Genomic DNA, 23,550 nt, shown 5'->3' on the forward strand with positions numbered 1-23,550 from the left:
CTTGCCCGACGCATAGGCCAATTGGACGCGCCGGGAGCGGTTATCGACCTTGGGGCGGGGGCAGACGTCGGGGTATGGGCTGGACGCACGACTACAACGACGTAGTACGCAATCGCCGCGCCGCGAGCGGCGTGAGCACCCATCAGCGAGGCAACACCCCGCAACTGGCGGGCACGGACCTCCGGGTGGGGATCCCGCGCATCCTGCGCCGCCGCGCCCGCTGGGTCTCCGTACGCCTGCGTCACCCGCGGGGCTGACACCCCTGCGGCCCACGCTCCCCCGTCCGGGCCCCTCGGCGCCTACAGTGCACAGCTGTCGCTGTCCACCTGCCGGTTCGCGGTGCGGCCCTTGGCGATGTCCTCCTGGATCTCGTCCGCGGTGAGCGCGTAGCCGGTCTCGGCGTCGTCGAGGGACTTGGCGAACACCACGCCGTAGACCTTGCCGTCGGTGGTGAGCAGCGGGCCGCCGGAGTTGCCCTGGCGGACGGTCGCGTACAGGGAGTAGACGTCGCGGCGGACGGTGCCGCGGTGGTAGATGTCCGGGCCGTTGGCCGTGATGCGCCCGCGCACGCGCGCCGCGCGGACGTCGTACGCCCCGTTCTCCGGGAAGCCCGCGACGATCGCGCTGTCGCCGCTGCCCGCGTCCTCGCTGGTGAACTCCAGCACGGGCGCGGTCAGGTCGGGCACGTCGAGGACGGCGATGTCGCGCTTCCAGTCGTAGAGGACGACCGTCGCGTCGTACTTGCGGCCCTCACCGCCTATCTGGACGGTGGGTTCGTCGACGCCGCCCACGACATGCGCGTTGGTCATTACGCGGCGCTCGTCGAAGACGAAGCCGGTGCCCTCCAGGACCTTGCCGCAACCGGTTGCCGTGCCCATGACCTTGACGATGGAGCGCTGGGCGCGGGCGGCGACCGGGCTGTTGGCCAGGGCCGGGTCCGGCGGCCGCACATCGGTGATCGGCTCGTCGGAGAACGGGCTGAAGACCTGCGGGAAGCCGTTCTGCGCGAGGACGGAGGAGAAGTCGGCGAACCAGGTGTCGGCCTGTGCGGGCAGCGCCCGGGACACCCCGAGCAGCACCTTGGAGCTGCGGACCTCCTTGCCGAGCGTCGGCAGCGTGGTGCCCGCGATGGCCGAGCCGATCAGCCAGGCGACCAGCAGCATGGCCACCACGTTGACCAGGGCGCCGCCGGTGGCGTCCAGGGCGCGGGCCGGGGACCAGGTGATGTACCGGCGCAGCTTGTTGCCGAGATGAGTGGTCAGGGCCTGGCCGACGGAGGCGCAGACTATGACGACGACGACCGCGACGACCGCGGCGGTCGTACTCACCTCCGCGTTGTCCGTCAGGGCGTCCCAGATGACGGGCAGGGCGTAGACGGCGACGAGGCCACCGCCCAGGAAACCGATCACCGACAGGATGCCGACGACGAAGCCCTGGCGGTAGCCGACGATCGCGAACCAGACGGCGGCGACCAGCAACAGGATGTCCAGCACGTTCACCGCTTCTAGCCTCGCCTCGTCATTCCGCTCGCTTCCTTCCCGCCGGGGCAGCGGGACCCGCTCCCCGCACGGCACGGCACGGCGCCCACCTTGTCATGAGCGCCAGTCCAGCGGGACCTGCCTGTCCCGGTCCCAGGGCCGCTCCCAGCCCGCGTAGTGCAGCAACCGGTCGATGACCCCGGCCGTGAAGCCCCACACCAGGGCCGATTCGACCAGGAATGCCGGGCCTCGGTGGCCGCTCGGGTGCACCGTGGTGGCGCGGTTGGCGGGGTCCGTGAGATCCGCCACGGGGACCGTGAAGACCCGGGCGGTCTCGTTGGGGTCGACCACGCCCACCGGGCTGGGCTCGCGCCACCAGGCCAGGACGGGCGTCACGACGAAGCCGCTGACCGGGATGTACAGCTTGGGCAGGGCCCCGAAGAGCTGCACGCCCGCCGGGTCGAGCCCGGTCTCCTCCTCCGCCTCGCGCAGGGCGGCTCTGAGCGGCCCGTCACCCTGCGGATCGCCGTCCTCGGGGTCGAGGGCGCCACCGGGGAAGGAGGGCTGGCCGGCATGGGAGCGCAGGGAACTCGCGCGCTCCATGAGGAGCAGCTCGGGGCCCTTGTCCCCCTCCCCGAACAGGATGAGCACGGCGGACTGGCGCCCCGCGCCGTCGGCCGGCGGGAGGAAGCGGCTCAACTGGCCGGGCTGCACCGTCTCCGCGGCGTGCACGACCGGCTCGAGCCAGCCCGGCAGGCCCTCCTTGTCGAGCGCCACGCCCTGTGTGTTGCCCGCACGCGTCATCGCCACCCCCGTTCTGCCGTGTCCAACGCCCGACGAACCCGAGATCGTTCCGTCATCCGGCCCCCAGCGGCGGCGCCGGTTTGCCGCCCGCGTCCAGATAGGACTGCGGGGGCTTCAGACGCTGGCCCGGCAGGCCGCCCTTCTCGTATTTGAGCAGCTTCTTGGCCTTCTCCGGGTCCGTCTCGCCCTCGCCGTACGCCGGGCAGAGCGGGGCGATCGGGCAGGCACCGCAGGCGGGCTTGCGGGCGTGGCAGATGCGGCGGCCGTGCCAGATGACGTGGTGGGAGAGGTCCGTCCAGTCGGACTTGGGGAAGAGCCCGCCGACGGCCGCCTCGATCTTGTCGGGGTCGGTCTCCTCGGTCCACTGCCAGCGGCGCACCAGGCGCTGGAAGTGCGTGTCCACGGTGATGCCGGGGCGGCCGTAGGCGTTGCCGAGCACGACGAAGGCGGTCTTCCGGCCGACGCCGGGGAGTTTGACGAGGTCCTCCAGGCGGCCGGGGACCTCGCCTCCGTGGTTCTCGGTCAGGGCCTTGGACAGCCCTATCACCGACTTGGTCTTGGCCCGGAAGAAGCCGCACGGACGGAGGATCTCCTCGACCTCCTCGGGGTTGGCGGCGGCCAGGTCCTCCGGGGTGGGGTACTTGGCGAAGAGGGCGGGGGTCGTCTGGTTGACGCGCAGGTCGGTGGTCTGCGCGGACAGGACCGTCGCCACCAGGAGCTGGAACGGGGTCTCGAAGTCCAGCTCGGGGTGGGCGTACGGGTAGACCTCGGCCAGTTCGCGGTTGATGCGGCGGGCGCGGCGGACCAGGGCGGTACGGGACTCGCTGCGCGGCGACTTCCCGGCGACCGCCTTGGCGGGCGCGACGCCCTTGACCGCGGCGGCGGCCTTCTTGGGCACGACGGCGGGCTTCTTGGCCTTGGGCGCCTTCTTCGCAGCCGCCTTCTTCGCAGCCGGGTCCTTCTCAGCCGTCTTCTTCCCGGCCGTCTTCGCCGTGGCCGTCTTCGTCCCGGCCGTTCTCTTCGCTGCCGCCGTCACCTTTGCCGCTTTCGCCGTTTCCTTACCGCCATCGGGGCCCTGTTCGCCCACAGCGGAACCGCGACGTGCAACCACCCGTCCAGCCCCCTCGGCCTGCGCTCTCACCGGCGTTTTGGACACCCGGCCAGCCTACGGCCCGGCACCGACATCCGCCCCGGACCCCGAAGATCGGCGTCCAATTGGACCCCTGCCGCGTACCCCGGGACACGTGTGCGGCATCCTTGTGACAGATCACACTGTTTGGTCCCTCCGGCAAAATGGGCACCACAGTGCCCTGGTACGCGGGGGAGACATCCCCTGAGCAGGTCGACAAGGAGAGAACTCGTGGACGACGTTCTGCGGCGCAACCCGCTCTTCGCGGCGCTCGACGACGAGCAGGCCGCGGAACTCCGCGCCTCCATGAGTGAGGTGACCCTCGCCCGCGGAGACTCGCTGTTCCACGAGGGGGACCCTGGTGACCGCCTCTACGTGGTCACCGAGGGCAAGGTCAAGCTTCACCGCACGTCCCCCGACGGACGCGAGAACATGCTGGCCGTCGTCGGCCCCGGCGAGCTGATCGGCGAGCTGTCGCTGTTCGACCCGGGCCCGCGCACGGCTACGGCCACCGCACTGACCGAGGTCAAGCTGCTCGGACTCGGCCACGGCGACCTCCAGCCCTGGCTCAGCGCCCGGCCCGAGGTGGCCACGGCGCTGCTGCGCGCCGTCGCGCGTCGCCTGCGCAAGACCAACGACGCCATGTCCGACCTGGTCTTCTCGGACGTCCCGGGCCGCGTCGCGCGCGCCCTGCTGGACCTCTCCCGCCGCTTCGGCGTGCAGTCCGAGGAGGGCATCCACGTCGTGCACGACCTGACGCAGGAGGAGCTGGCCCAGCTGGTCGGCGCGTCCCGCGAGACGGTCAACAAGGCGCTGGCCGACTTCGCCCAGCGCGGCTGGCTGCGGCTGGAGGCCCGCGCGGTGATCCTGCTGGACGTGGAGCGGCTCGCGAAGCGTTCGCGCTGACACGCCCCCGGCCGACGCACGCACGCGCGGTGTCACGCACGCACGGTGTCACGCACGCGCGGTTGTCGGGCCGGCACGGGCCGGCCGGGGCCCGGCACGGGGGTTTCGGCTCTAGATGAGGCCGTGCTCCTCCAGGTATTCCAGCTGCGCCCGCACCGACAGCTCCGCGGCCGGCCACAGGGAGCGGTCGACGTCCGCGTAGACGTGGGCGACGACCTCGCTCGGTGTCAGGTAGCCGTCCTCCACGGCCGTCTCCACCTGGGCGAGGCGGGTGGCGCGGTGGGCCAGGTAGTACTCGACGGCGCCCTGGGCGTCGTCCAGCACTGGGCCGTGCCCCGGCAGGACCGTGTGCACGCCGTCGTCGACGGTGAGCGACCTGAGCCGCCGCAGGGAGTCCAGGTAGTCGCCGAGGCGTCCGTCGGGGTGGGCCACGACGGTGGTGCCACGTCCCAGGACCGTGTCGCCGGTCAGGACGGCCCGGTCGGCGGGCAGGTGGAAGCAGAGCGAGTCGGCGGTGTGCCCGGGGGTGGGTACGACCCTCAGCTCCAGCCCCCCGACGGTGATCACGTTCCCGGCGGCCAGCCCCTCGTCGCCCAGCCGCAGCGCCGGGTCCAGTGCGCGCACGCGCGTGTGCGTCAGCTCGGCGAAGCGGGCGGCGCCCTCGGCGTGGTCCGGGTGACCGTGCGTCAGCAGGGTCAGGGCGACGCGCTTGCCGGCCCGCTCGGCGGTGTCGACGACGTTGTGCAGATGCCCCTCGTCCAGCGGGCCCGGGTCGACCACGACGGCCAGGTCGGAGTCGGGCTCGGACAGGATCCAGGTGTTCGTGCCGTCCAGGGTCATCGCCGACGCGTTGGGCGCGAGAACGTTGACGGCGCGCGCGGTGGCGGGTCCCGTGAGGGCTCCGCCGCGCGGCCGGCCGGGCAGGGTGCTTGCGTCCGTCATGCGAGGCCTCCCCCGGTCGGGCCGGCAGCGGTCCCGGTGGTGGGCACGTGTTTGGTGAACTCGTCGTGCCCCGGCCAGCTCAGGACGATCTCGCCGTTCTCCAGGCGGGCCTCGGCCAGTACGGGCGTCAGGTCCCGCCCGGCGGCCCCGGCCAGTGCCCCGGCCGCCGAGTCGTACGCCGTCAGCGCGCGCAGGGTCGCGATGGTCGGCGGCATCATCAGCAGCTCGCCACGGTCGTAACCGGCCGCCGCCTCGGCAGGGGCGGTCCACACCGTGCGGTCGGCCTCGGTGGAGGCGTTGCGGGTGCGCTGGCCCTCGGGGAGCGCGGCCACGAAGAACCACGTGTCGTAGCGGCGGGCCTCGAACTCCGGTGTGATCCAGCGTGCCCAGGCCCCCAGCAGGTCGGAGCGGAGCACGAGGCCCCTGCGGTCCAGGAACTCCGCGAAGGACAGCTCGCGGGCGACCAGGGCGGCCCGGTCGGCCTCCCAGTCGGGGCCCGTGGTGTCGCCGACCACGGAGTCGGCGGTCGGACCGGCGAGGAGGACACCCGCCTCCTCGTACGTCTCCCGTACGGCGGCGCAGACGATCGCCTGGGCGCCGCCGTCGTCGACGCCGAGCCGGTCGGCCCACCACGCGCGCGTGGGGCCCGCCCAGCCGATGTCACGGTCGTCGTCGCGCGGGTCGACCCCTCCGCCCGGATACGCGTACGCGCCTCCGGCGAAGGCCATGGAGGTGCGGCGGCGCAGCATGTGGACGGCGGGCCCGGAACCGGTGTCCTTCAGCAGCATGACGGTGGCCGCGCGCTTCGGGACGACCGGCGTCAGGCGGCCCGCCGCCAGCGCGCGGATGCGGTCCGGCCATTCCGGGGGGTACCACTGCCCATTCGCCTGCCCATTCGCCATGGCCGGAGGCTATCTGGTGACGGGCGGATGTTCGAGTGGCACCGGCGCCGGCCGGCTAGGTATGGGACGGCTGTGCGGGCAGGGCGGCGAGCCAGTCGGTGAGGAGCCGGTTGGTCTCCTCGGGGCGTTCCTGCTGGAGCCAGTGGCCGCAGCCGTCCAGGAGGTTCGAGCCCGTCAGGCCGGGCAGGGTGCTCGGGTAGGCGGCGATGGCGTCGGACAGCCAGGTCGTGGAGGCGTCCAGGGCGCCGCCGAGGAACAGGGACGGCTGGGCGAGCGGGGCTCCGTGGTGGCCGACCAGGTCCGCCCCAGTCCCGGTCCATATTCCGGTAGCGGTTGAGGGCGCCGGTCAGACCGGTGCGCTCGAACTCCCCGGCGTAGACGTCGAGGTCCCGTTCGGTGAGCCAGGACGGGAGCCGGCCCGCCGGGAACCGGTCGCGCAGCCTGCCGCCCCGGTCGACGAAGTGCGGATCGGGCGCGCCGGGCGGGGGCATGGTGTCGGCGGACAGGGCGGCGTAGAACCCCGCGAGCCAGCCGCGCACGTCGGGCTCGATCTCGGCCTCGGCCCGGCCGGGCTCCTGGAAGTACGAGACGTAGAACTCCTGTTCGGCATCGGGCCCGCCGATCCCGGCGAAGACCTCGCTCGGCTTCGGCCCGCCCGGCGGCGTGTACGGCACGCTCAACAGGCCGACCGCGCGGAAGACGTCGGGGCGCAGCAGCGCGGAGGTGGCGGCGATGTTCGAGCCCCAGTCGTGCCCGACGATCACTGCCGAGCGTTCGCCGAGGGCCTCCACGACGGCGACGTTGTCCGCGACCAGGTCCAGCATCCGGTACGCCGCCACCGCCTCCGGCCGGGAGGAGCGCCCGTAGCCGCGCACGTCGATCGCGACGGCGCGGAAGCCCGCTGCGGCCAGGGCGGGCAACTGGTGGCGCCAGGAGTACCAGGACTCGGGGAAGCCGTGGACGAGCAGAACCAGGGGGCCGGTGCCCTGCTCGACCAGATGGATCCGGCCGGCGGGTGCCGGGACGAGCCGGTGGACGGGGTCGGTCGGGGGCAGGGGCGTCTGCTGCGGCATGGTTCCTCCCGGTCGTCTGGGTCGGCGGATATCCGGACGGGCCGCGGCCGCCTGCTGCCGGGCGTGGTCCGTCCGGGTCACCGGCAGCGATCCTGCGGCGTAGCGGGCCGCTCGGGCGAGGGTTGTTGCCGGTTCGGCAAATCGGGCTCGGGCGAGAGCGCGAGAACGCAGGACGTGAGGACGCGAGGACGCCGGGGGCTGCAAGAGCAGGGGCTGCAAGAAGCGTGCCGACGCGCCGCGTGGGCCCCGGCGTCCGTGGTGAGCGCGTCCCACCGTGACCGGCAGCGAGCCAGGCCCTCGCGCGTGGGGTCCAGGCCGCGTGCCCCGGGGCCCGGGAACCCGGGTGGGCCCGGACATGTGCGAGGGCCGCTGCATCTGGACCGGGTAGGCATCGCTGCGACGAACGTGCCCCGCGCGCGTGCAGCCCGGAGGACGTGCCTCAGGCTGTGTCGCCCGTCGCCCGTCGCCACGTGCCCCACGCGCGCGTGCTGCCCGGATCCGGCCCACGCGGGGCAGGGCCCTCGGACCCATCTGCCCGGGGCGCGGCATTCGGATCCGCACTGCCCGGGGCCGCGGGGCAAGGCCCTCGGGCCGATCTGCCCGGGGCGCGGCATTCGGATCCGCACTGCCCGGGGCACGGCATCGGGACCCGCGCTGCCCGGGGGAACGGGCTCAGGAGTGCGCTGCCCAGGGGCGCGAAGGTCTGGCCTCCAGACCCGCGCCGCCCCGGGGCGCGGGGCACGGAGGCCCAGGGCGCGGAGGCCCGGGGCACGGCATCGGGGCCCGCGCTGCCCGGGGGCACGGGCTCAGGAGCGCGCTGCCCAGGGCGCGGAGGTCCGGCCTCCAGACCCGCGCCGCCCCGGGGCGCGGGGCACGGGGGCACGAGGGCCCGGGGCGGGGGCGCGCGGGCTCAGCCCTGGGTCAGCTCGACCTGGATCTCGACCTCGACCGGCGCGTCCAGCGGGAGCACCGCGACGCCGACCGCGCTGCGGGCGTGCACGCCCTTGTCGCCGAGCACCTCGCCGAGCAGCTCGCTGGCACCGTTCAGCACGCCCGGCTGCCCGGTGAAGTCGGAGGCGGAGGCGACGAAGCCGACGACCTTCACCACACGCGCGATGCGGTCCAGGTCACCGGCGACGGACTTCACCGCGGCCAGGGCGTTCAGCGCGCAGGTACGGGCCAGCCGCTTGGCCTCCTCCGCCGTGACCTCGCCGCCGACCTTGCCGGTGACCTCCAGCTTGCCGTTCACCATGGGCAGCTGGCCGGCGGTGTAGACGTACGGCCCGGACTGCACGGCCGGCTGGTACGCGGCCAGCGGCGGAACGACCTCCGGAAGGGTCAGACCGAGTTCGGCCAGCCTGGCCTCGACGGCGCTCACGCCTGCTTCTCCCGCTTCAGGTAGGCCACCAGCTGCTCGGGGTTGTTCGGCCCGGGCACGACCTGGACGAGCTCCCAGCCGTCCTCGCCCCAGGTGTCCAGAATCTGCTTCGTGGCGTGGACGAGCAGCGGCACGGTTGCGTATTCCCACTTGGTCATGCGGCCGACTGTATCCGCTGTTGTCCACAGCCTCCCGCGTAGGCCGGGCCACGACTGGTTACGCTCGAAGACGTGAGCAGGCTCCAGGTCGTCAGCGGCAAGGGCGGAACCGGCAAGACGACGGTGGCCGCCGCCCTCGCGCTGGCCCTGGCCACCGAGGGGAAGCGGACGCTTCTCGTCGAGGTCGAGGGCCGGCAGGGCATCGCGCAGCTCTTCGAAACCGAGGCGCTGCCTTATGAGGAGCGGAAGATCGCCGTCGCTCCCGGTGGAGGGGAGGTGTACGCCCTCGCCATCGACGCCGAACGCGCCCTTCTGGACTACCTCCAGATGTTCTACAAGCTCGGCAGCGCCGGCCGGGCCCTGAAGAAGCTCGGCGCCATCGACTTCGCGACCACCATCGCGCCGGGGGTCAGGGACGTCCTGCTGACCGGCAAGGCGTGCGAGGCGGTGCGCAGAAAGCGGACGGACGGGCGGTTCGCGTACGACTACGTCGTCATGGACGCGCCCCCGACCGGGCGCATCACCCGCTTCCTCAACGTCAACGACGAGGTGGCCGGGCTCGCCAAGATCGGCCCGATACACAATCAGGCGCAGGCGGTGATGCGGGTGCTCAAGTCCCGCGAGACGGCCGTGCACCTGGTGACGCTGCTGGAGGAGATGCCCGTCCAGGAGACGGTGGACGGCATCGCCGAGCTGCGGTCCGCGCGGCTGCCGGTGGGACGGGTCATCGTGAACATGGTCCGGCCCCAGGTGTTGGACACCGCCGAGCTGGAACTCGTACGGACGCTCCCGCGTTCCTCTCTCGCCCGGTCGCTGTCGGCCGCGGGGCTCGGCGGAGCCCGCCGCGGCGGGCATGCCGAGCGGCTGGTGGACCCGCTGCTGGCGCAGGCCGAGGAGTATGCGGAGCGGTACGCGCTGGAGAGGGAGCAGCGGTCGGTCCTCGGCGAGCTGGGCCTGCCGCTGCACGAACTGCCGCTGCTCGCCGAGGGCATGGACCTGGCGGGCCTGTACGAACTGGCCACCGAGCTGCGGAAGCAGGGGATCGCATGAGTCCGGACCCGGCCCACGCGCAGGAGAGCGCGCGGCACCTGTCCCCCACGCGCGCGCTCGACGTCGACCCACTGATCGAGGACCCCGGGACGCGCATCGTCGTGTGCTGCGGCGCGGGCGGGGTCGGCAAGACGACCACCGCGGCGGCCCTGGGCCTGCGCGCGGCCGAGCGGGGCCGCAAGGTGGTCGTCCTCACCATCGACCCGGCCCGGCGGCTCGCCCAGTCCATGGGCATCGACTCGCTCGACAACACCCCGCGCCGGGTGAAGGGCATCGACGACTCCGCGGGCGGCGAGCTGCACGCGATGATGCTCGACATGAAGCGCACCTTCGACGAGATCGTCGAGGCGCACGCGGACCCCGAGCGGGCGGCCGCCATCCTGGGCAACCCCTTCTACCAGTCGCTCTCGGCGGGTTTCGCGGGCACGCAGGAGTACATGGCGATGGAGAAGCTGGGCCAGCTGCGGTCCCGGGACGAGTGGGACCTCATCGTCGTCGACACACCGCCGTCCCGTTCGGCGCTGGACTTCCTGGACGCCCCCCAGCGCCTCGGTTCCTTCCTGGACGGCAAGCTGATCCGTGTCCTGCTGGCCCCGGCGAAGGTGGGCGGCCGGGCGGGCATGAAGTTCCTGAACGTCGGGATGTCGATGATGACGGGCGTCCTGGGAAAGGTGCTCGGCGGGCAGTTCCTCAAGGACGTGCAGACGTTCGTGGCCGCGATGGACTCGATGTTCGGCGGGTTCCGCACCCGCGCGGACGCCACGTACAAGCTGCTCCAGGCGCCCGGGACGGCGTTCCTGGTGGTCGCGGCCCCGGAGCGGGACGCGCTGCGCGAGGCCGCGTACTTCGTGGAGCGCCTGGCGGCGGAGGAGATGCCGCTCGCCGGGCTGGTGCTGAACCGGGTCCACGGCAGCGCCGCCGACCGGCTGTCGGCCGAGCGGGCGCTCGCCGCCGCGGAGGGACTCGCCGGGGAAAATCTTGAGGACGCCCGCATTGTGGATCAGCGCGACGGGAAAGCTGGTCTTCGTAACTCCCCCGAGCCGTACGGCAGTTCAGGCTCTCCCGACAGTGCAGACCCTCCCGATTCCGACCCCCCGGCCGGCGCGGCCGCACCGCCCGGCGCGGCTTCCGGTCCGTCCTCCGCGGACACTCCCGTGACTCCCGGCACCGACGAGGCATCCGGCGCCGCCGATGCCGCCGCCGACGGCGGTGCGGACCGGTCCGTCGACCGGCTGACCGCGGGCCTGCTGCGGTTGCACGCGGACCGGATGCACCTGCTCTCTCGCGAGCAGCGCACGCGGGACCGCTTCACCGCGCTTCACCCCGAGGTGGCAGTAGCCGAAGTGGCCGCACTGCCCGGCGACGTGCACGACCTCGCAGGGCTGCGGGACATCGGAAACCGTCTCGCGACGGGCCGGCCGGAGCTGCCCGACACGCGCGCGTGATGCGTGCGAGGCCGTGGACGCGACACGTGCTCGGAGCACCGGGCGCAGGCGTTTCGCAAGGTCCCGGGCGGGGCCGCGACTGTGCAGCGGCGCGCCGGGCCCGCGTCTGGCGCCGAGCCTCCGAACCCCGGCGGTGACACGGCGGACTCCAGCAGGTGACACGGCGGACTCCAGCACCGGCCCCAGAGCCGTACGCGCTCTGTACGACCCTCATACGCGCTCCGAATGCGCTCCGCGCCCGGGCCGCCGACCTGACGCGTCCCTGACCAAGAGGGGACGAGACCCGCAGGCCGCGGCTCAGCTCACGGCCGCGTAGTTCTCGTACACCTCGTCGTCGTTGAGGGGCACGACACCCGTCCCTCGCTCGTACTCCGTACGCGCCGTCTCCAGCAGCCGGCGCCAGGAGGTCACGGTGGGCCGCCTGCGCAGCAGTGCGCGGCGCTCCCGCTCCGTCATGCCTCCCCACACGCCGAACTCGACGCGGTTGTCCAGCGCGTCGGCCAGGCATTCGGTCCGCACCGGGCATCCGGTGCACACCGCCTTGGCTCTGTTCTGCGCTGCTCCCTGAACGAACAGTTCGTCCGGATCGGTAGTGCGGCAGGCGGCCTGCGCACTCCAGTCGGTTACCCAGCCCATACCGGCGCCGTCCTCTCCCGAATCGAGGCTCCCCCACGGCGGCAGCGGCATATTCACCGCCGCCAGTTGAGGACGTTACGGAAGGTGGGCACAGCGCAACACCCCCTTCGGGCCCAATCTTGGATGGCCCGAACGGACTATGGGTAAGCGGCAGATCACCCGGGGGAGTGAGCTGACGACATGCGCGACGAACCCGACATTCAGGTCGTTTTTATTGCGTCACAACGGACACCGGATGACACACGAGGCGGATTCGGACGCGCATCACACTCACTCCGACACGCGCCCACGCACTCCAACACGCCCCGTCCGCAACCGGTACGAAAAAAACTGAGCAGATCCGGAACGATTCGGCGCCACCGGACGTATTGATACGTGGCCTCACCGCTGTGACAGTTGAGAGCAGCTTAGGCCAAGGCATATACGCGTGTCCGGCGAATGAGAACGTAGGCTGCCCTCATGCCAAACAAGCGCTCGGGCGGTGGTCTGTCACCCACGCAGCAGGCCGCCAAGTTCCTCGGTGTCAGTGTGCTCGCGGGAGCCGTCCTGGCCGGCATCGCGCTGCCCGCGGTGGGCGCGCTGGGGCTGGCCGCGAAGGGCTCGGTGGAGAGCTTCGACGAGCTCCCGGCCAACCTGAAGACGCCGCCGCTCAGCCAGCGCACCACGATCCTCGACGCCGAGGGCGACCTGATCGCCACGGTCTACTCGCGCGACCGCACGGTGGTCTCCCTCAAGGAGATCTCGCCGTACATGCAGAAGGCGATCGTCGCGATCGAGGACTCGCGCTTCTACCAGCACGGCGCGGTCGACCTGAAGGGCGTGCTGCGCGCCCTGAACAAGAACGCGCGCAGCGGCGAGGTCTCCGAGGGCGCGTCCACGCTCACGCAGCAGTACGTCAAGAACGTCTTCGTCGAGGAGGCCGGTGACGACCCGACCAAGGTCGCCCAGGCCACCCAGCAGACCATCGGCCGCAAGATCCGCGAACTGAAGTACGCGATCCAGGTCGAGGAGGAGCTGGGCAAGAAGAAGATCCTCGAGAACTACCTGAACATCACGTTCTTCGGCCAGCAGGCCTACGGCGTCGAGGCCGCCTCGCAGCGCTACTTCTCCAAGCACGCCAAGGACCTCGAACTCCAGGAGGCCGCCCTCCTGGCCGGCATCGTCCAGTCGCCGAGCCGGTACGACCCGGTCAACGACGAGGCGGAGGCCAAGAAGCGGCGCAACGTCGTGCTCCAGCGCATGGCCGAGGTCGGCGACATCTCCCAGGCGGAGGCCGACAAGGCCAAGAAGTCCCCGCTGGGCCTGGAGGTCAGCCGCCCCAAGAACGGCTGCATCACGGCGGTCAAGGGGGCCAGCTTCTTCTGCAAGTACGTGGAGAAGGTCTTCCTCAGCGACCCGGTCTTCGGCAAGAACCGCAAGGAGCGGGCGAAGATCTGGAACCAGGGCGGACTGACCATCCGTACGACGCTCGACCCGCAGGCGCAGGAGTCGGTGCAGCAGTCGCTCAAGGACCACGTCAACAAGTCGGACTCGGTCGCCGCGGCCTCCACCCTGGTGGAGCCCGGCACCGGCAAGATCGTCGCGATGGGCCAGTCGAAGCCGTTCGGCTACGGCAAGAACGAGACCGAGTACAACTACTCGGTCGACGCGGCCTACGGCGGCTCCAACTTCGGCTTCCCGACCGGTTCGACGTTCAAGCCGTTCGTCGCGGCGGCGGCGCTGGAAAAGGGCGTACCCGCGACGAAGGAGTACTCGTCGCCGTACGACATGGAGTACCCGAGCCCGGTCCAGACGTGCGACGGGAAGCCGTGGGTCAACACGCGCGGTGAGACCGTGGAGAACGAGAACGAGTCGGAGGTCGGGCCGTACCGCATGAAGGAGGCGATGGCCAAGTCGGTCAACACCTACTTCGTGCAGATGATCTCCGAGATCGGCCTCTGCCCCGTCGTCGACGTCATGGACAAGCTGCACATCCGGCAGGGCAACGGCGACAAGCTGCCGGAGACCCCCGCCATCTCGCTGGGCTCGGTCGGCCTGTCCCCGCTGACGATGGCGAGCGCGTACGCCGCTTTCGCCTCCCGCGGTATGTACTGCACGCCGATCGCCATCGAGTCGATCACCCAGAAGGTCGGCAACCAGCGCAAGTCGCTGGAGGTGCCCAAGTCGACCTGCTCGCGGGCCGTGTCCGAGCAGACCGCGGACAGCATCAACACGCTGCTGCGCGGCGTGGTCGACTCCGGCACGGGGCGGCAGGCCGGTCTCACCGACCGCGAGAGCGCGGGCAAGACGGGTACGACCGACGAGCGCAAGAACGCGTGGTTCGTCGGCTACACGCCGAACATGTCGGGTGCGGTCTGGGTCGGCAGCGCCACCCAGAAGGTCCAGATGAAGAACATCACGATCGGCGGCCGGTACCACGACCTGGTCTTCGGCGGTGCGGTCCCCGGCCCGATCTGGAAGGACGCCATGTCCGGCGCCCTGGCCGGCAAGGACGCCCCCTCCTTCAACCTCATCGACATCCCCGACGGGGACCGCGACAAGGGTGACGGCGACCGCGACGACGGCAACAACGGCGACGACGGAGACGACGGCGGCGGCAGGGGCAACGGCGACGACGGTTTCCTCGGGGGCCTGTTCACCGGCGGCAACGGCAACGGCGGCAACGGCAACGGCAACGGCGGTAACGGCAACGGCAACGGCGGCGCCGAGCCGGACCCGTCCTACTCCATCCCGGAGGGCTTCGTCCAGGGCCAGGGAGACGGCGGCACGGGCGGCTGGCGCTGAGCGAAGCCGAGCGGCCGCGCTCCGGGCACGGGCACCGTCCGGGCACGGGCATCAGGCACCGGCACCGGGCGGCAGGCATACGGCCATATGGCGGACGGCCCCTTTCTCCTCACGGAGTGAAGGGGCCGTTCGCTGTTCTCGGGTCGGCGGTTCGGCGGGCCGGCGGGCCGGCAGCCGGGGAGGGCCGGCCCGGGCGGCCGCCTGGTCAGCCGGCGAGCAGCCTCTTGACCGTGGCGGCGACACGGCCGCCCTCGGCCTGCCCGGCCACCTTGGGGTTGACGATCTTCATCACGGCGCCCATGGCACGCGGCCCCTCGGCACCGGCCGCCTTGGCCTCCTCGACGGCCTGGGCGACGATCGCGTTCAGCTCCTCGTCGGACAGCTGCTTGGGGAGGTAGGCCGCGAGCACCTCACCCTCCGCCTTCTCCCGCTCGGCCTGCTCGGCGCGACCGCCCTGGGCGAAGGCATCGGCGGCCTCACGGCGCTTCTTCGCCTCACGCGTGATCACCTTGAGGACCTCGTCGTCGGAGAGCTCACGCTTCTCCTTCCCCGAGACCTCTTCCTTGGTGATCGCCGTGAGCGTCAGCCGGAGCGTCGAGGAGCGGAGCTCGTCGCGCTCCTTGATCGCGGCGTTGAGGTCATCCTGCAGCTTCGACTTGAGCGTGGTCATGCGCCCGATTGTCGCAGGTGCGCGGGGCGGGGCGCCTGCTGATTTCAACTGCGGGACGCCCGTCGCCCGGGGAAAGGACACTCGCCCGCCCGCACGGCGGGACACCCGGTGCCGACCTGCCGTTCGAAGAGGCGGGGCGGGCAGGCGTTTTCGACCCGCCGCCGGACACGTTGCACACCATCGTCTGACACGATGGACGTATGCGTGCGCGATACGGAGTGCCCCTGTCCCTCGCGGCGGCCGGCGCCGTCGGCCTGGTCTACGCGGCGGGCTTCGAGGCCCGGTCCTTCCGCCTCCGACGGGTGACGGTCCCCGCCCTCCCCTCGGGCATGCGTCCCCTGCGCGTCCTTCAGGTCTCCGACATCCACATGGTCGGCGGGCAGCGCAAGAAGCAGCGCTGGCTGCGCTCCCTGGCGGGCCTGCGCCCGGACTTCGTGATCAACACCGGCGACAACCTCTCCGACCCGGAAGGCGTCCCGGAGGTCCTGGACGCCCTCGGCCCGCTCATGGAATTCCCCGGCGCCTACGTCTTCGGCTCCAACGACTACTACGGTCCCCGGCTCCGCAACCCCGCCCGGTACCTGATCGAGAAGGCCCAGGGCCGCCACGGCCTGAACGGCAACGCGCCCGCCGTGGGCGTCGTCCACAACCCGTGGGAGGAACTGCGCGACGGCTTCGACGCCGCGGGCTGGCTCGACCTGACCAACACGCGCGGCGTGCTCAAGACCGAGGGCCTGTCGATCGAGCTGACCGGCCTGGACGACCCGCACATCAAGCGGGACCGGTACGCGGAGGTGGCCGGCGGCCCGTCCTCCTCGGCCGACTTCTCGATGGGCGTGGTCCACGCACCGTACCTGCGCGTACTCGACGCGTACACGGCGGACGGCTACCCGCTGATCCTGGCCGGCCACACCCACGGCGGCCAGCTCTGCATCCCCTTCTACGGCGCGCTGGTCACCAACTGCGACCTGGACACGGACCGCGTGAAAGGCCTGTCCACACACACGTCCGACGGCCGTACGGCGTACCTCCACGTCTCGGCGGGCTGCGGCACGAACCGCTACACGCCGGTACGTTTCGCCTGCCCACCGGAGGCGACGCTGCTGACCCTGGTGGGACGGGAGTAGAGGAATGCCGGCGGGGCGGGATCCGGTGACCGCCGGCGCGGGGAAGTAGGCGAACGCCGGTGGGGCGGGGCCGGACGCAGACCGCCGGCGTGCGGGGCCGAAAGGCCCGGAGGTCCCCCACTCGGCCCACCCGTATCGCCCCATTCACCCCATCTCCCTAGCTTGGGGGCATGACCGCCCCGATACCCAGGGACATCCCGGACCTCCCCGCGGTCCCGGGTCCCCCCAAGCTGCTGCCCTCCCCGGTCCCGGCCACGGCCGTGGTACCGCCGGTACGCCGCCCTCTCGCGGCCGTGTTCCGCCTGCTGGTGGCCGCACTCGCCCTGGCCGGCGTCGCCCTGGCGCTCCTCCTCGGGCCCCCGACCCGGGTCATGAGCTACTTCACGATCCAGGCAAGCGCCCTGCTGGCCCTGGTCCTCCTCGCCTCGGCGCGCCGAGCCTGGACCGCCCGCCGCCCCCTGCCGGGCGCCCTGACGGGTGCGGCACTGCTGTACGTGGTCGTCGCCGGCCTGGTGCACCACCTGCTCCTGGCCGACGCGACGACCGCTCTCTCCGTGACCGGCCAGGCCGGCGCCACGGGCGGCTGGCACACGGTCGCCAACCACATCCTGCACACCGCGGTCCCGATCGCCGCCGCACTGGACTGGCTGCTGCTGACCCCACCGGCCCGCCTGCACCTGCGCCAGGCGGCGGTATGGCTGCTGTACCCCCTGGCTTACCTGGCCTTCTCCCTCACTCGCGGCGAACTGCTCCTTCCCAACAGCACGGCCCGCTATCTCTACCCCTTCCTCGACGTCGACCAGCACGGCTACCGGGGCGTCCTCGGCAACGCCCTCCTCCTGGGCCTGTCCGTCTACGCCCTGGCGGTCCTCCTGGTCGCCCTGGACCACGCCCGCCCGAACCCGCTGCGCCGCCGCTGGTAAAACCGGATTTCGTCTCCGGGCACCGGTGGGCTAAAGTAAACGACGTCGCCGCGACAGCGACGACACTCGGGGTGTGGCGCAGCTTGGCAGCGCGCTTCGTTCGGGACGAAGAGGTCGTGGGTTCAAATCCCGCCACCCCGACAGCTGAAACACCAGGTCAGGGGCCTGATCCGCATTGCGGGTCGGGCCCCTGAGTGGTTTCCTGGATCACCTTGGGAGCCGTTTGGGAGCCGAGTCCAGAAATCTGCCCCCCACGCCTCCGTGGCCGCTCTGCTCGCCGCTCCCAGTCACCGCTTGTTGGCGGCCTTCGGCATGCCATCCAGCCTGTAGGGGCAGTCATCCACTCTGCTCAAACTGATCCAGCTCGTCCTCGTCCAGGTAGTCCCACCAGCGCCGATAGAAAACCTTGGCAGCTCGCACCTCCAGCCATGCGTCGTAGTCCTCGTCCTGGCGGAGTTGCCCGGCCTTCCGCTTGATCCTTTCGTCGCGACCACGACGTTCAAGAAACGCGATAACGGCGGGGTCACCGTCTGGACACACACACCCACCGGGCCAGATCGGCGCAGGGTTCCTGCTCGTCGCGATCCGGCTCAGTGCGATACGCCAGCCCATGGAGGCAGCTTCGGTGACAGCGAAGGCGTACAGGAGGACTGTCAACTGCTCCGAGGTGGGCAGGACGCACCCAGCCAAGATCAGCCGGCAGGTCGATCGCGGCACGCGGTGTCCACGAGCAGCGGTCTCTCGTTCGATCTCGCGCAGAGACGGCTGGCCTGCCCGCGCGCGGAGCCTCGCTAGGCCCTGGCCGAGAGCCTCCGGCGTACGGATCTGTCGGAGCCGACGCCCACGGTCTGCCTGAAGTGGACGAGTCTCCTCAATGGCCGCAGCCTTCCACAGTTGACGGGCTCGCCCCACGCGACGCTGACGCGCCTGGTGGTCGGCGCGATCACCAACTGCGCGAGCATAGGCTTCCACGGCCTGGAGCCGAGGAAGCCGAGACCCAGTGACTGCTTGGCTGAGCGTCGAAGCACCGCAGTAATAAGGCTTGGGCCCTGTACGCCTCGCCATCTCGCGGTAAGTGACGCGGCTCGTAGCCTTAAGCTCACGCAGGTATTCCACCAGTTCGCGCAGTCGAGGCCCCGCACCGACGTCGATGCTCTTGGCGCACCGACCCACTGCTACGACCCCTGTTCTGCCCTGGCGCATGCAGTGCGATTACCGACCAGCAGCTCGACCAGGGCTCCGGCCAGTACTGCGGCCGTACCCGAAACCGCGCGGTCAGGGCCAGCGTGAACAGCTAGCACTGATACGAGTACGACGATCACGACCAGCACTGGCGGCGTAGCCCACCGCCCCTCGGGGGACCCCGTAGAACAGAAGGTGTACTCGGCGAGTGCGCCATCGCGCGAAGGAAAACTGGACATGATGCCTCTCCAGGAGTGAGTCGGAGGGTCGACGTCTCAACCGCACCGCATGTGCAGGGACTTGGGGCTACAAACGCCCCCGTCGATGCCCCGATCGTCTCAGGCTCGCAGGCCCTGGGGCCACTCCCCAGGGTGTGGCCAGACTGTGGACGTCTGCACCCGAATCAAAAGACAGACTCGCCCCCCTCCTGGTCAGCGTCCTTTCCAAGGAATTTTGATCCGCTCTTGTCCAAGCCCACCCTTACTGCTGGCGGGGTCTGATGGCCGGGCTCCCCACAGCGTCGATCCAGCCTGGCTTCCGCCACGGGCGCAGCACACCGGACTGCCTTGAGGGTCCCGCTGACTCCTGAGTAGGCACCCCGGCCGTGGGTCCGATGCCCCCGCAGGCTTCATGCGGCCGCCTCACTCCATGAACACCGTCGGCCGCCGGCAGCATGGGCACCCGGCATCCTGAATCGGACACCGCCCCAGCGCGAACACAGATCGAACATCGCGTGGTTCCAGCCAAGGACGAGAGCTGCTGGGACAAACGCTTGAAGCCACCGACTCATCACTCAGGCGACATGACGCCGCTACCGACTGTCAACACTTGCTCTTCGGCCACCTCACCAAGAGACCGATTTCCCGTCTGTCCTTCCCCTTGATCACCCTCGTACGGTGAAGCCCGTTTTTGCCCGCGTACATGCCGGTCGCACCTACCGATGGGAATGCGGCTGTCGTACGGGCTCCGGGGGAGGAAGCACGCACATGGACCCGTTGGCATTTCCCGTCCTTGCCGGAACGCTGCTGACCGAGGCGGTCAGGTTTCTCTTCGACCGAGCGAGTGCGGTGTTGGACCGGCGCGCAGGTCGAGTACCGGTGGAAGAGCCGGAGCACGTGCCGGAGCAAACGCAGCCCCTCGTGGTCAGGGCCCCTGAACTCACTGACGAGCGCGTCGGACGCATCACCGGGGCCCACGGCGCGCTCCGCGTCTACCTGTCACGGCCCGAGTTCCTCCAGGGCGATGACACGGAATTGCGGGAGCTTCTGGGACGCCTGCGTCGGGACTTGGAGGAGGTTTACGGGTGCCGCCTGCCCTTCGGTGACGAGAAGGAGGCAGACCGGCCCGGGGTGGAGGTCTCGCAGCGAGCCGACTTCCTTCGCGGCAAGCAGGTCGGCATGCGCGTCGGCGGCGACATCACGGAACGCGGACGAGCACGCGTCGATCAGGAGGCCGGGACCATCGAGGAGAGGGGCGAACAGGTCGGCATCGAGGTAGACGGCACGATCGGCTGAGGCAGGCGGCAACAGCATGAGCTTCGATGACAGCCCTACTGGAGAGCGCCCGCCGCAGGCCCTGCCCCCGTCCACGGAAAGCGACGGGCGAGAGGGCGAGCAGCCGGCACCCTGGGCGCCACCCGCGTCGGCACAGCAGAATCCAGCTACCGAACCGAGCAGCCTGCCCGAGCTGCCACCTTTCCCTCCCGACCCGCCCAGCAACGCTGCGTCGACCGTGCCGGCAATCAAGACGTCGGCAGAGACCGCGGATGCCAAGCGCCCCTCCGACGACAACTTCCCGCGGCGGCCTAAAGTGTGGACACCGATGCGCGACGCGGTGGAGGCGGTCGGGCAGGCCGCCGTGCTGCAACGGGCCTTCATCAACAATGGCGAACAAGTCGGCACGAAGTACGTGTACGAGCAGACCCTCGATTCGCACGCCCCGATCTCGCCCGAGTACCTGGGCGTAGTCCACGAGGTGTACGCCGAGCCCCGTCATGAGGACCGACTGGCGCCCAGCTCCTTCAAGCAAGCTCTTGAAGCCCTGCGTGCGGCAGGCTCCGTCCTGGTCATCAGCCGCCCGCCGAACAGCAGCCGGACCTTCACCGCCTACGCATTGTTCGCTCATCTCCTGGACGACGGCGTCATCGCCGAAGTGCGGCCGCTGCCCTTCGGCGGCTCCAAGCACTTCCCGACCAGGCGCCTTCCACACGACCGCCGTTGCGGGTACCTGCTGGAACTTCCGCCCGATGAGGATGATTTCGCGGTCGAGGACTCCTTCGGGGCCAACCTCAACAAGCTTGTCGAGCGCCTCCAGCGGCGTGACTGCCGACTGATCGTCCTCACTCGCCCCGAGCAGTGGAGGCGCATCGCCCATGGGGCGCCGGACGGCGTCGCCCCGGAGTTGGGCACGGTGGATCCGCGCGACATCGCCGAGCGGTGGCTTCTCGGGCAGGAGCCCGACTTTCCAGCAGATCAGTGGCTTGATCACCCGAACATCAAGCCACTTCTTACCGGCCAAGCCCCAACCGATGTGCTCAACCTCGTGTACCTCATGTTGGAGGAGCACCGGCAGCCCAATCCGCAGCCGCAGATGCATCCGACCCAGGCCAGGCGCTCAAGCATCAGCGGGACGGTTCCCCCCTGCCTGACGTTCGAGGAGCAAGTAGCCAACGTTGCGGCCGCCCACAGCAACTGGGAAGAAGCGCTTTACATGTGGCACGAGCCCGAGGGGCGATCCCGTACCAGCTTCGAGCGCAACTTCCTGCTGGCTGCAGCTGTTCTGCGTGGCGATCCGGTCGGACATGTCTACGCCAGCGCGGCGAAGCTGACCGAACAGCTCGACAGCGCAAAGGTCGAGGTGGACGGACAGCGGGAACCCGGAGTCATCGCCATGACGAGGGCCATCGGAGCAGAGCGCGAGCATGACGGCACCCTCACCTTCACCCGCCCGCACTGGGACGACGCCGTCATCGAGTACTTCTGGAACGATCGCCCTCTGGCTCGCACCACGTTCTTGAAGTGGCTCGCGCAGGCACCTGTCCTCGACACCAGCACGAGCAGGGAAGCCTTGGAGATCATCAGCAGGGATGGCCGGCTTGCCCTGGCAGAGCGCGTGGGCCAGTTCGCTCTGCAATGGGCCGTTCGCCATCGGCGGCAGACCCCGCTGGAGCGGATAGTCGAGGAGTGGTACAAGCACGGAACCACCAAGGAGCTGTGGCCGCTGGCCGTTGCACTTCTGGACTCCGCAGCCATCCATGCCGCCAGCGCTCCCTACATCCATTCCATGCTGCTCGCCTGGTCGAACCGAAGCCAGCCCCACCTGCAGAGAGCCGTTGTAGAGGTGTGTACAGGCGCGTTCGGCCGCCGGCATACCGCCAAGGCGTTACGTCGGCTCAGGAATGTGGCAGCGCAAGGTCGTCCCGACGTGCTCGACGTGTTGCGCGAGGCGGTACGCGTCCTTTGGGAGGACGCCACCGTACGGCAGATGTTGTTCGGGTACGTCGTCGACTGGTGCAAGTCGGACACGACCAGCCAGACCGTCGGGCACCGCACGTTCACCGCGCTGGCCCTGAACTCCCCGCCCGAGGCAACCGGCCTTCCGCCACTCCTCCAAGCGATGTTCGAGGAGAGCCTCGACGAGGCGGACTCCTTCCGCCCCACTGTGCAAGGACTTGTTACGGGCTGGCGCACTCTGCTGCGCCAGGCCGCGGGGCCGACAGGGGAACGCGACCTCGACAAAGCCGTCTTCACCTGGCTTGATGCGGCACTGGAACGGCATGAATTCAGGTCGGTCGTCTTCGACACGATGCGCCGGGCCGTGAACGTTCCAGGTACCGAAGGGCCAATCCTTCGCGAAACTCTGCGAACTTCCGCCCAGTGGTGGGTGCAGGGACAGGACCGTCCTTACACCGAGGAGAAGGAAGACCTCAAACGCGAACTGTCCGCCCTGCTCGACCAGGACCTCATCGCCCGGCGTAATCAGCCGGTCGTGTCTCAGTCCGCCTCGCCGAGCGCTCCCGGTGATGAGCCTCAGGGCGATGCGGAGGTCGACGCCGCATGAGACGCCGGACGGCCAATGCGCCTGCGCAGATGACAGAAGATGACGCCAGCTGGACGTCCGTCTTCACGGACCGTCTCAGGAGTACGGACCCCTTGCTGTTCTTCACCAGCGAGATCCGGGTTACCTGGCGCCGCGCCGACGCCATCCGGCCGGCGAATCGGCATACAGCTCCGCGCCTTGCAAGGAGAGCGATCGAAAAGGCGGCCGAGCGCTGTGACGTCCTCCGTCCCGAAGCCGCCGAGCAGGACATCACCATCGCCGTCCGGGCAAAGCTGCCCCTCGCGGCCGACGGCGTGGTGGTCACCGATGTGCACGTACGCATCAGCGTGGACGACACCACGCGGAGGGCCGCTCTCCACTCGGAACGCGTGCAGCAGGAGTACCGGCGGCAGGAGGAACGCATCCGGCACGACCACGAGCTGGACGAGCTGGCACGACGGCAGGTCCGAGCCCGCGAGGCGTTCCTCCGGGAGGAGATCCTCGCCAACCCGGCCGCGGCCCGCCTCTATGGGCTTCTGGAGGGGGCGTCGAAGCACTGGTCCCGGCTCGGCGGCCCGCCGACGGGCACCGACCTCGACGACCTGGTGCGTGAGGTGCAGCAGTGGCAGCCAGGACAGCAGTGGGTAACGGTGGCACAGCTGCTCCACGACTTCGTTGCCGGCCTGACGGAGGAAGGCCGCAGAGAACTGCTCACCCTCCTTGTCGACGCTGTCCGCGCGTTCGGCGACGAGCACACCGCCCACCACCTCGCACTCCTCTCGGGTGAGGTGCGGTGAAGACTGCCGCGCTGCGCTGGGTGCTTGACCCTGTCACCAGTGTGTTGGCTCTGCGGCTGCGTGTACGGGAGCGTGGTCGCTTGTCCTATGACGCCGCCTGGCGCCTTGCACGGGTCATGCGGCATCCA

At 70.4% G+C, this 23,550-nt stretch carries 19 protein-coding genes, 1 tRNA gene and 3 pseudogenes; 11 read left to right on the forward strand and 12 right to left on the reverse strand.

Features of this window, described 5'->3' with window-relative positions:
* Positions 1-74 precede the first annotated feature (74 nt).
* A complete protein-coding gene (locus tag ACLGIH_RS15200; RefSeq protein ID WP_416525783.1) occupies positions 75-257 on the forward strand; it encodes a hypothetical protein in 183 nt (60 codons plus the stop codon).
* Between the two features lie 42 nt (positions 258-299).
* On the opposite strand, the gene ACLGIH_RS15205 is transcribed toward ACLGIH_RS15200, so the two are convergent.
* The 3 genes from ACLGIH_RS15205 to nth all read right to left on the reverse strand — a co-directional run bounded on the left by ACLGIH_RS15205 (position 300) and on the right by nth (position 3,318).
* Complete coding sequence (locus tag ACLGIH_RS15205) at positions 300-1,499, reverse strand: MarP family serine protease (protein ID WP_416525784.1); 1,200 nt, start codon at positions 1,497-1,499, stop codon at positions 300-302.
* 93 nt (positions 1,500-1,592) lie between these two features.
* Positions 1,593-2,282: an NUDIX hydrolase gene (locus ACLGIH_RS15210; RefSeq protein WP_416525785.1), complete on the reverse strand. Its 690-nt coding sequence runs from the start codon at positions 2,280-2,282 to the stop codon at positions 1,593-1,595.
* Between the two features lie 52 nt (positions 2,283-2,334).
* The gene (gene nth / locus ACLGIH_RS15215; protein ID WP_416525786.1) at positions 2,335-3,318 is read right to left on the reverse strand and encodes an endonuclease III; all 984 of its coding nucleotides are present in this window, start codon (positions 3,316-3,318) and stop codon (positions 2,335-2,337) included.
* A gap of 324 nt (positions 3,319-3,642) precedes the next feature.
* Between nth and ACLGIH_RS15220 the strand changes: the two genes are divergently transcribed.
* Positions 3,643-4,317 carry a Crp/Fnr family transcriptional regulator gene (locus ACLGIH_RS15220; protein WP_004985207.1) on the forward strand — a complete coding sequence of 225 codons (675 nt, stop codon included), beginning with the start codon at positions 3,643-3,645 and terminating at the stop codon, positions 4,315-4,317.
* A 111-nt stretch (positions 4,318-4,428) separates the two neighbouring features.
* Here the strand turns inward: ACLGIH_RS15220 and ACLGIH_RS15225 are convergent, their stop codons facing one another.
* The 5 genes and pseudogenes from ACLGIH_RS15225 to ACLGIH_RS15245 all read right to left on the reverse strand — a co-directional run bounded on the left by ACLGIH_RS15225 (position 4,429) and on the right by ACLGIH_RS15245 (position 8,770).
* The gene (locus ACLGIH_RS15225) at positions 4,429-5,259 is read right to left on the reverse strand and encodes an MBL fold metallo-hydrolase (RefSeq protein ID WP_416525787.1); all 831 of its coding nucleotides are present in this window, start codon (positions 5,257-5,259) and stop codon (positions 4,429-4,431) included.
* The gene (locus ACLGIH_RS15230) at positions 5,256-6,161 is read right to left on the reverse strand and encodes an NUDIX hydrolase (protein WP_416525788.1); all 906 of its coding nucleotides are present in this window, start codon (positions 6,159-6,161) and stop codon (positions 5,256-5,258) included. Before ACLGIH_RS15230 ends, ACLGIH_RS15225 begins: the two co-directional genes overlap by 4 nt.
* Positions 6,162-6,216: 55 nt before the next feature.
* Positions 6,217-7,234, reverse strand: a pseudogene (locus ACLGIH_RS15235) (alpha/beta fold hydrolase).
* A gap of 910 nt (positions 7,235-8,144) precedes the next feature.
* The gene (locus tag ACLGIH_RS15240; protein WP_416525789.1) at positions 8,145-8,612 is read right to left on the reverse strand and encodes a RidA family protein; all 468 of its coding nucleotides are present in this window, start codon (positions 8,610-8,612) and stop codon (positions 8,145-8,147) included.
* Positions 8,609-8,770 carry a Sp36 family protein gene (locus ACLGIH_RS15245; RefSeq protein ID WP_003975360.1) on the reverse strand — a complete coding sequence of 54 codons (162 nt, stop codon included), beginning with the start codon at positions 8,768-8,770 and terminating at the stop codon, positions 8,609-8,611. Before ACLGIH_RS15245 ends, ACLGIH_RS15240 begins: the two co-directional genes overlap by 4 nt.
* A gap of 72 nt (positions 8,771-8,842) precedes the next feature.
* On the opposite strand from ACLGIH_RS15245, the gene bagA reads away from it, so the two are divergent.
* Both bagA and bagB read left to right on the forward strand, forming a co-directional pair.
* Entirely contained in the window at positions 8,843-9,820 is a 978-nt protein-coding gene (gene bagA, locus ACLGIH_RS15250; protein WP_416525790.1) for an ATPase BagA, read from the forward strand.
* Positions 9,817-11,265, forward strand: coding sequence for an ATPase BagB (gene bagB / locus ACLGIH_RS15255; RefSeq protein ID WP_416525791.1), 1,449 nt, complete (start codon positions 9,817-9,819; stop codon positions 11,263-11,265). The genes bagA and bagB overlap by 4 nt, the downstream gene beginning before the upstream one ends.
* 297 nt (positions 11,266-11,562) lie before the next feature.
* Here bagB and wblA read toward each other — a convergent pair whose 3' ends face one another.
* A complete protein-coding gene (wblA, locus tag ACLGIH_RS15260) occupies positions 11,563-11,901 on the reverse strand; it encodes a transcriptional regulator WblA (RefSeq protein ID WP_189289392.1) in 339 nt (112 codons plus the stop codon).
* 459 nt (positions 11,902-12,360) lie between these two features.
* On the opposite strand from wblA, the gene ACLGIH_RS15265 reads away from it, so the two are divergent.
* Positions 12,361-14,685: a transglycosylase domain-containing protein gene (locus tag ACLGIH_RS15265; RefSeq protein WP_416525792.1), complete on the forward strand. Its 2,325-nt coding sequence runs from the start codon at positions 12,361-12,363 to the stop codon at positions 14,683-14,685.
* Positions 14,686-14,890: 205 nt separating this feature from the next.
* Here the strand turns inward: ACLGIH_RS15265 and ACLGIH_RS15270 are convergent, their stop codons facing one another.
* Positions 14,891-15,355: a GatB/YqeY domain-containing protein gene (locus ACLGIH_RS15270; RefSeq protein WP_416525793.1), complete on the reverse strand. Its 465-nt coding sequence runs from the start codon at positions 15,353-15,355 to the stop codon at positions 14,891-14,893.
* A 200-nt stretch (positions 15,356-15,555) separates the two neighbouring features.
* Here ACLGIH_RS15270 and ACLGIH_RS15275 point away from each other — a divergent pair, with 200 nt between their 5' ends.
* The 3 genes and pseudogenes from ACLGIH_RS15275 (at position 15,556) to ACLGIH_RS15285 (ending at position 17,546) form a co-directional block, all read left to right on the forward strand.
* A complete protein-coding gene (locus tag ACLGIH_RS15275; protein ID WP_416525794.1) occupies positions 15,556-16,482 on the forward strand; it encodes a metallophosphoesterase in 927 nt (308 codons plus the stop codon).
* A gap of 170 nt (positions 16,483-16,652) precedes the next feature.
* Positions 16,653-17,439 (forward strand): annotated as a pseudogene (locus ACLGIH_RS15280) (Pr6Pr family membrane protein).
* Positions 17,440-17,472: 33 nt separating this feature from the next.
* Positions 17,473-17,546: transfer RNA gene (locus ACLGIH_RS15285), tRNA-Pro, on the forward strand.
* A gap of 195 nt (positions 17,547-17,741) precedes the next feature.
* Here ACLGIH_RS15285 and ACLGIH_RS15290 read toward each other — a convergent pair.
* Both ACLGIH_RS15290 and ACLGIH_RS15295 read right to left on the reverse strand, forming a co-directional pair.
* Positions 17,742-18,017 carry a hypothetical protein gene (locus tag ACLGIH_RS15290; RefSeq protein ID WP_416529572.1) on the reverse strand — a complete coding sequence of 92 codons (276 nt, stop codon included), beginning with the start codon at positions 18,015-18,017 and terminating at the stop codon, positions 17,742-17,744.
* Between the two features lie 345 nt (positions 18,018-18,362).
* A pseudogene (locus tag ACLGIH_RS15295) lies at positions 18,363-18,608 on the reverse strand (helix-turn-helix domain-containing protein); the annotation flags it as partial.
* Positions 18,609-19,654: 1,046 nt separating this feature from the next.
* Here ACLGIH_RS15295 and ACLGIH_RS15300 point away from each other — a divergent pair.
* From ACLGIH_RS15300 to ACLGIH_RS15310, 3 genes are read left to right on the forward strand one after another with little or no spacing between them, the layout of a single operon-like run.
* The gene (locus ACLGIH_RS15300) at positions 19,655-20,101 is read left to right on the forward strand and encodes a hypothetical protein (RefSeq protein ID WP_416525795.1); all 447 of its coding nucleotides are present in this window, start codon (positions 19,655-19,657) and stop codon (positions 20,099-20,101) included.
* 16 nt (positions 20,102-20,117) lie between these two features.
* Complete coding sequence (locus ACLGIH_RS15305) at positions 20,118-22,646, forward strand: hypothetical protein (RefSeq protein WP_416525796.1); 2,529 nt, start codon at positions 20,118-20,120, stop codon at positions 22,644-22,646.
* A gap of 29 nt (positions 22,647-22,675) precedes the next feature.
* The gene (locus ACLGIH_RS15310; RefSeq protein WP_416525797.1) at positions 22,676-23,422 is read left to right on the forward strand and encodes a hypothetical protein; all 747 of its coding nucleotides are present in this window, start codon (positions 22,676-22,678) and stop codon (positions 23,420-23,422) included.
* The last annotated feature ends 128 nt before the right edge of the window (positions 23,423-23,550 follow it).

This window comes from Streptomyces hamibioticus, assembly GCF_047946815.1.
Taxonomy (GTDB): Bacteria; Actinomycetota; Actinomycetes; order Streptomycetales; family Streptomycetaceae; genus Streptomyces.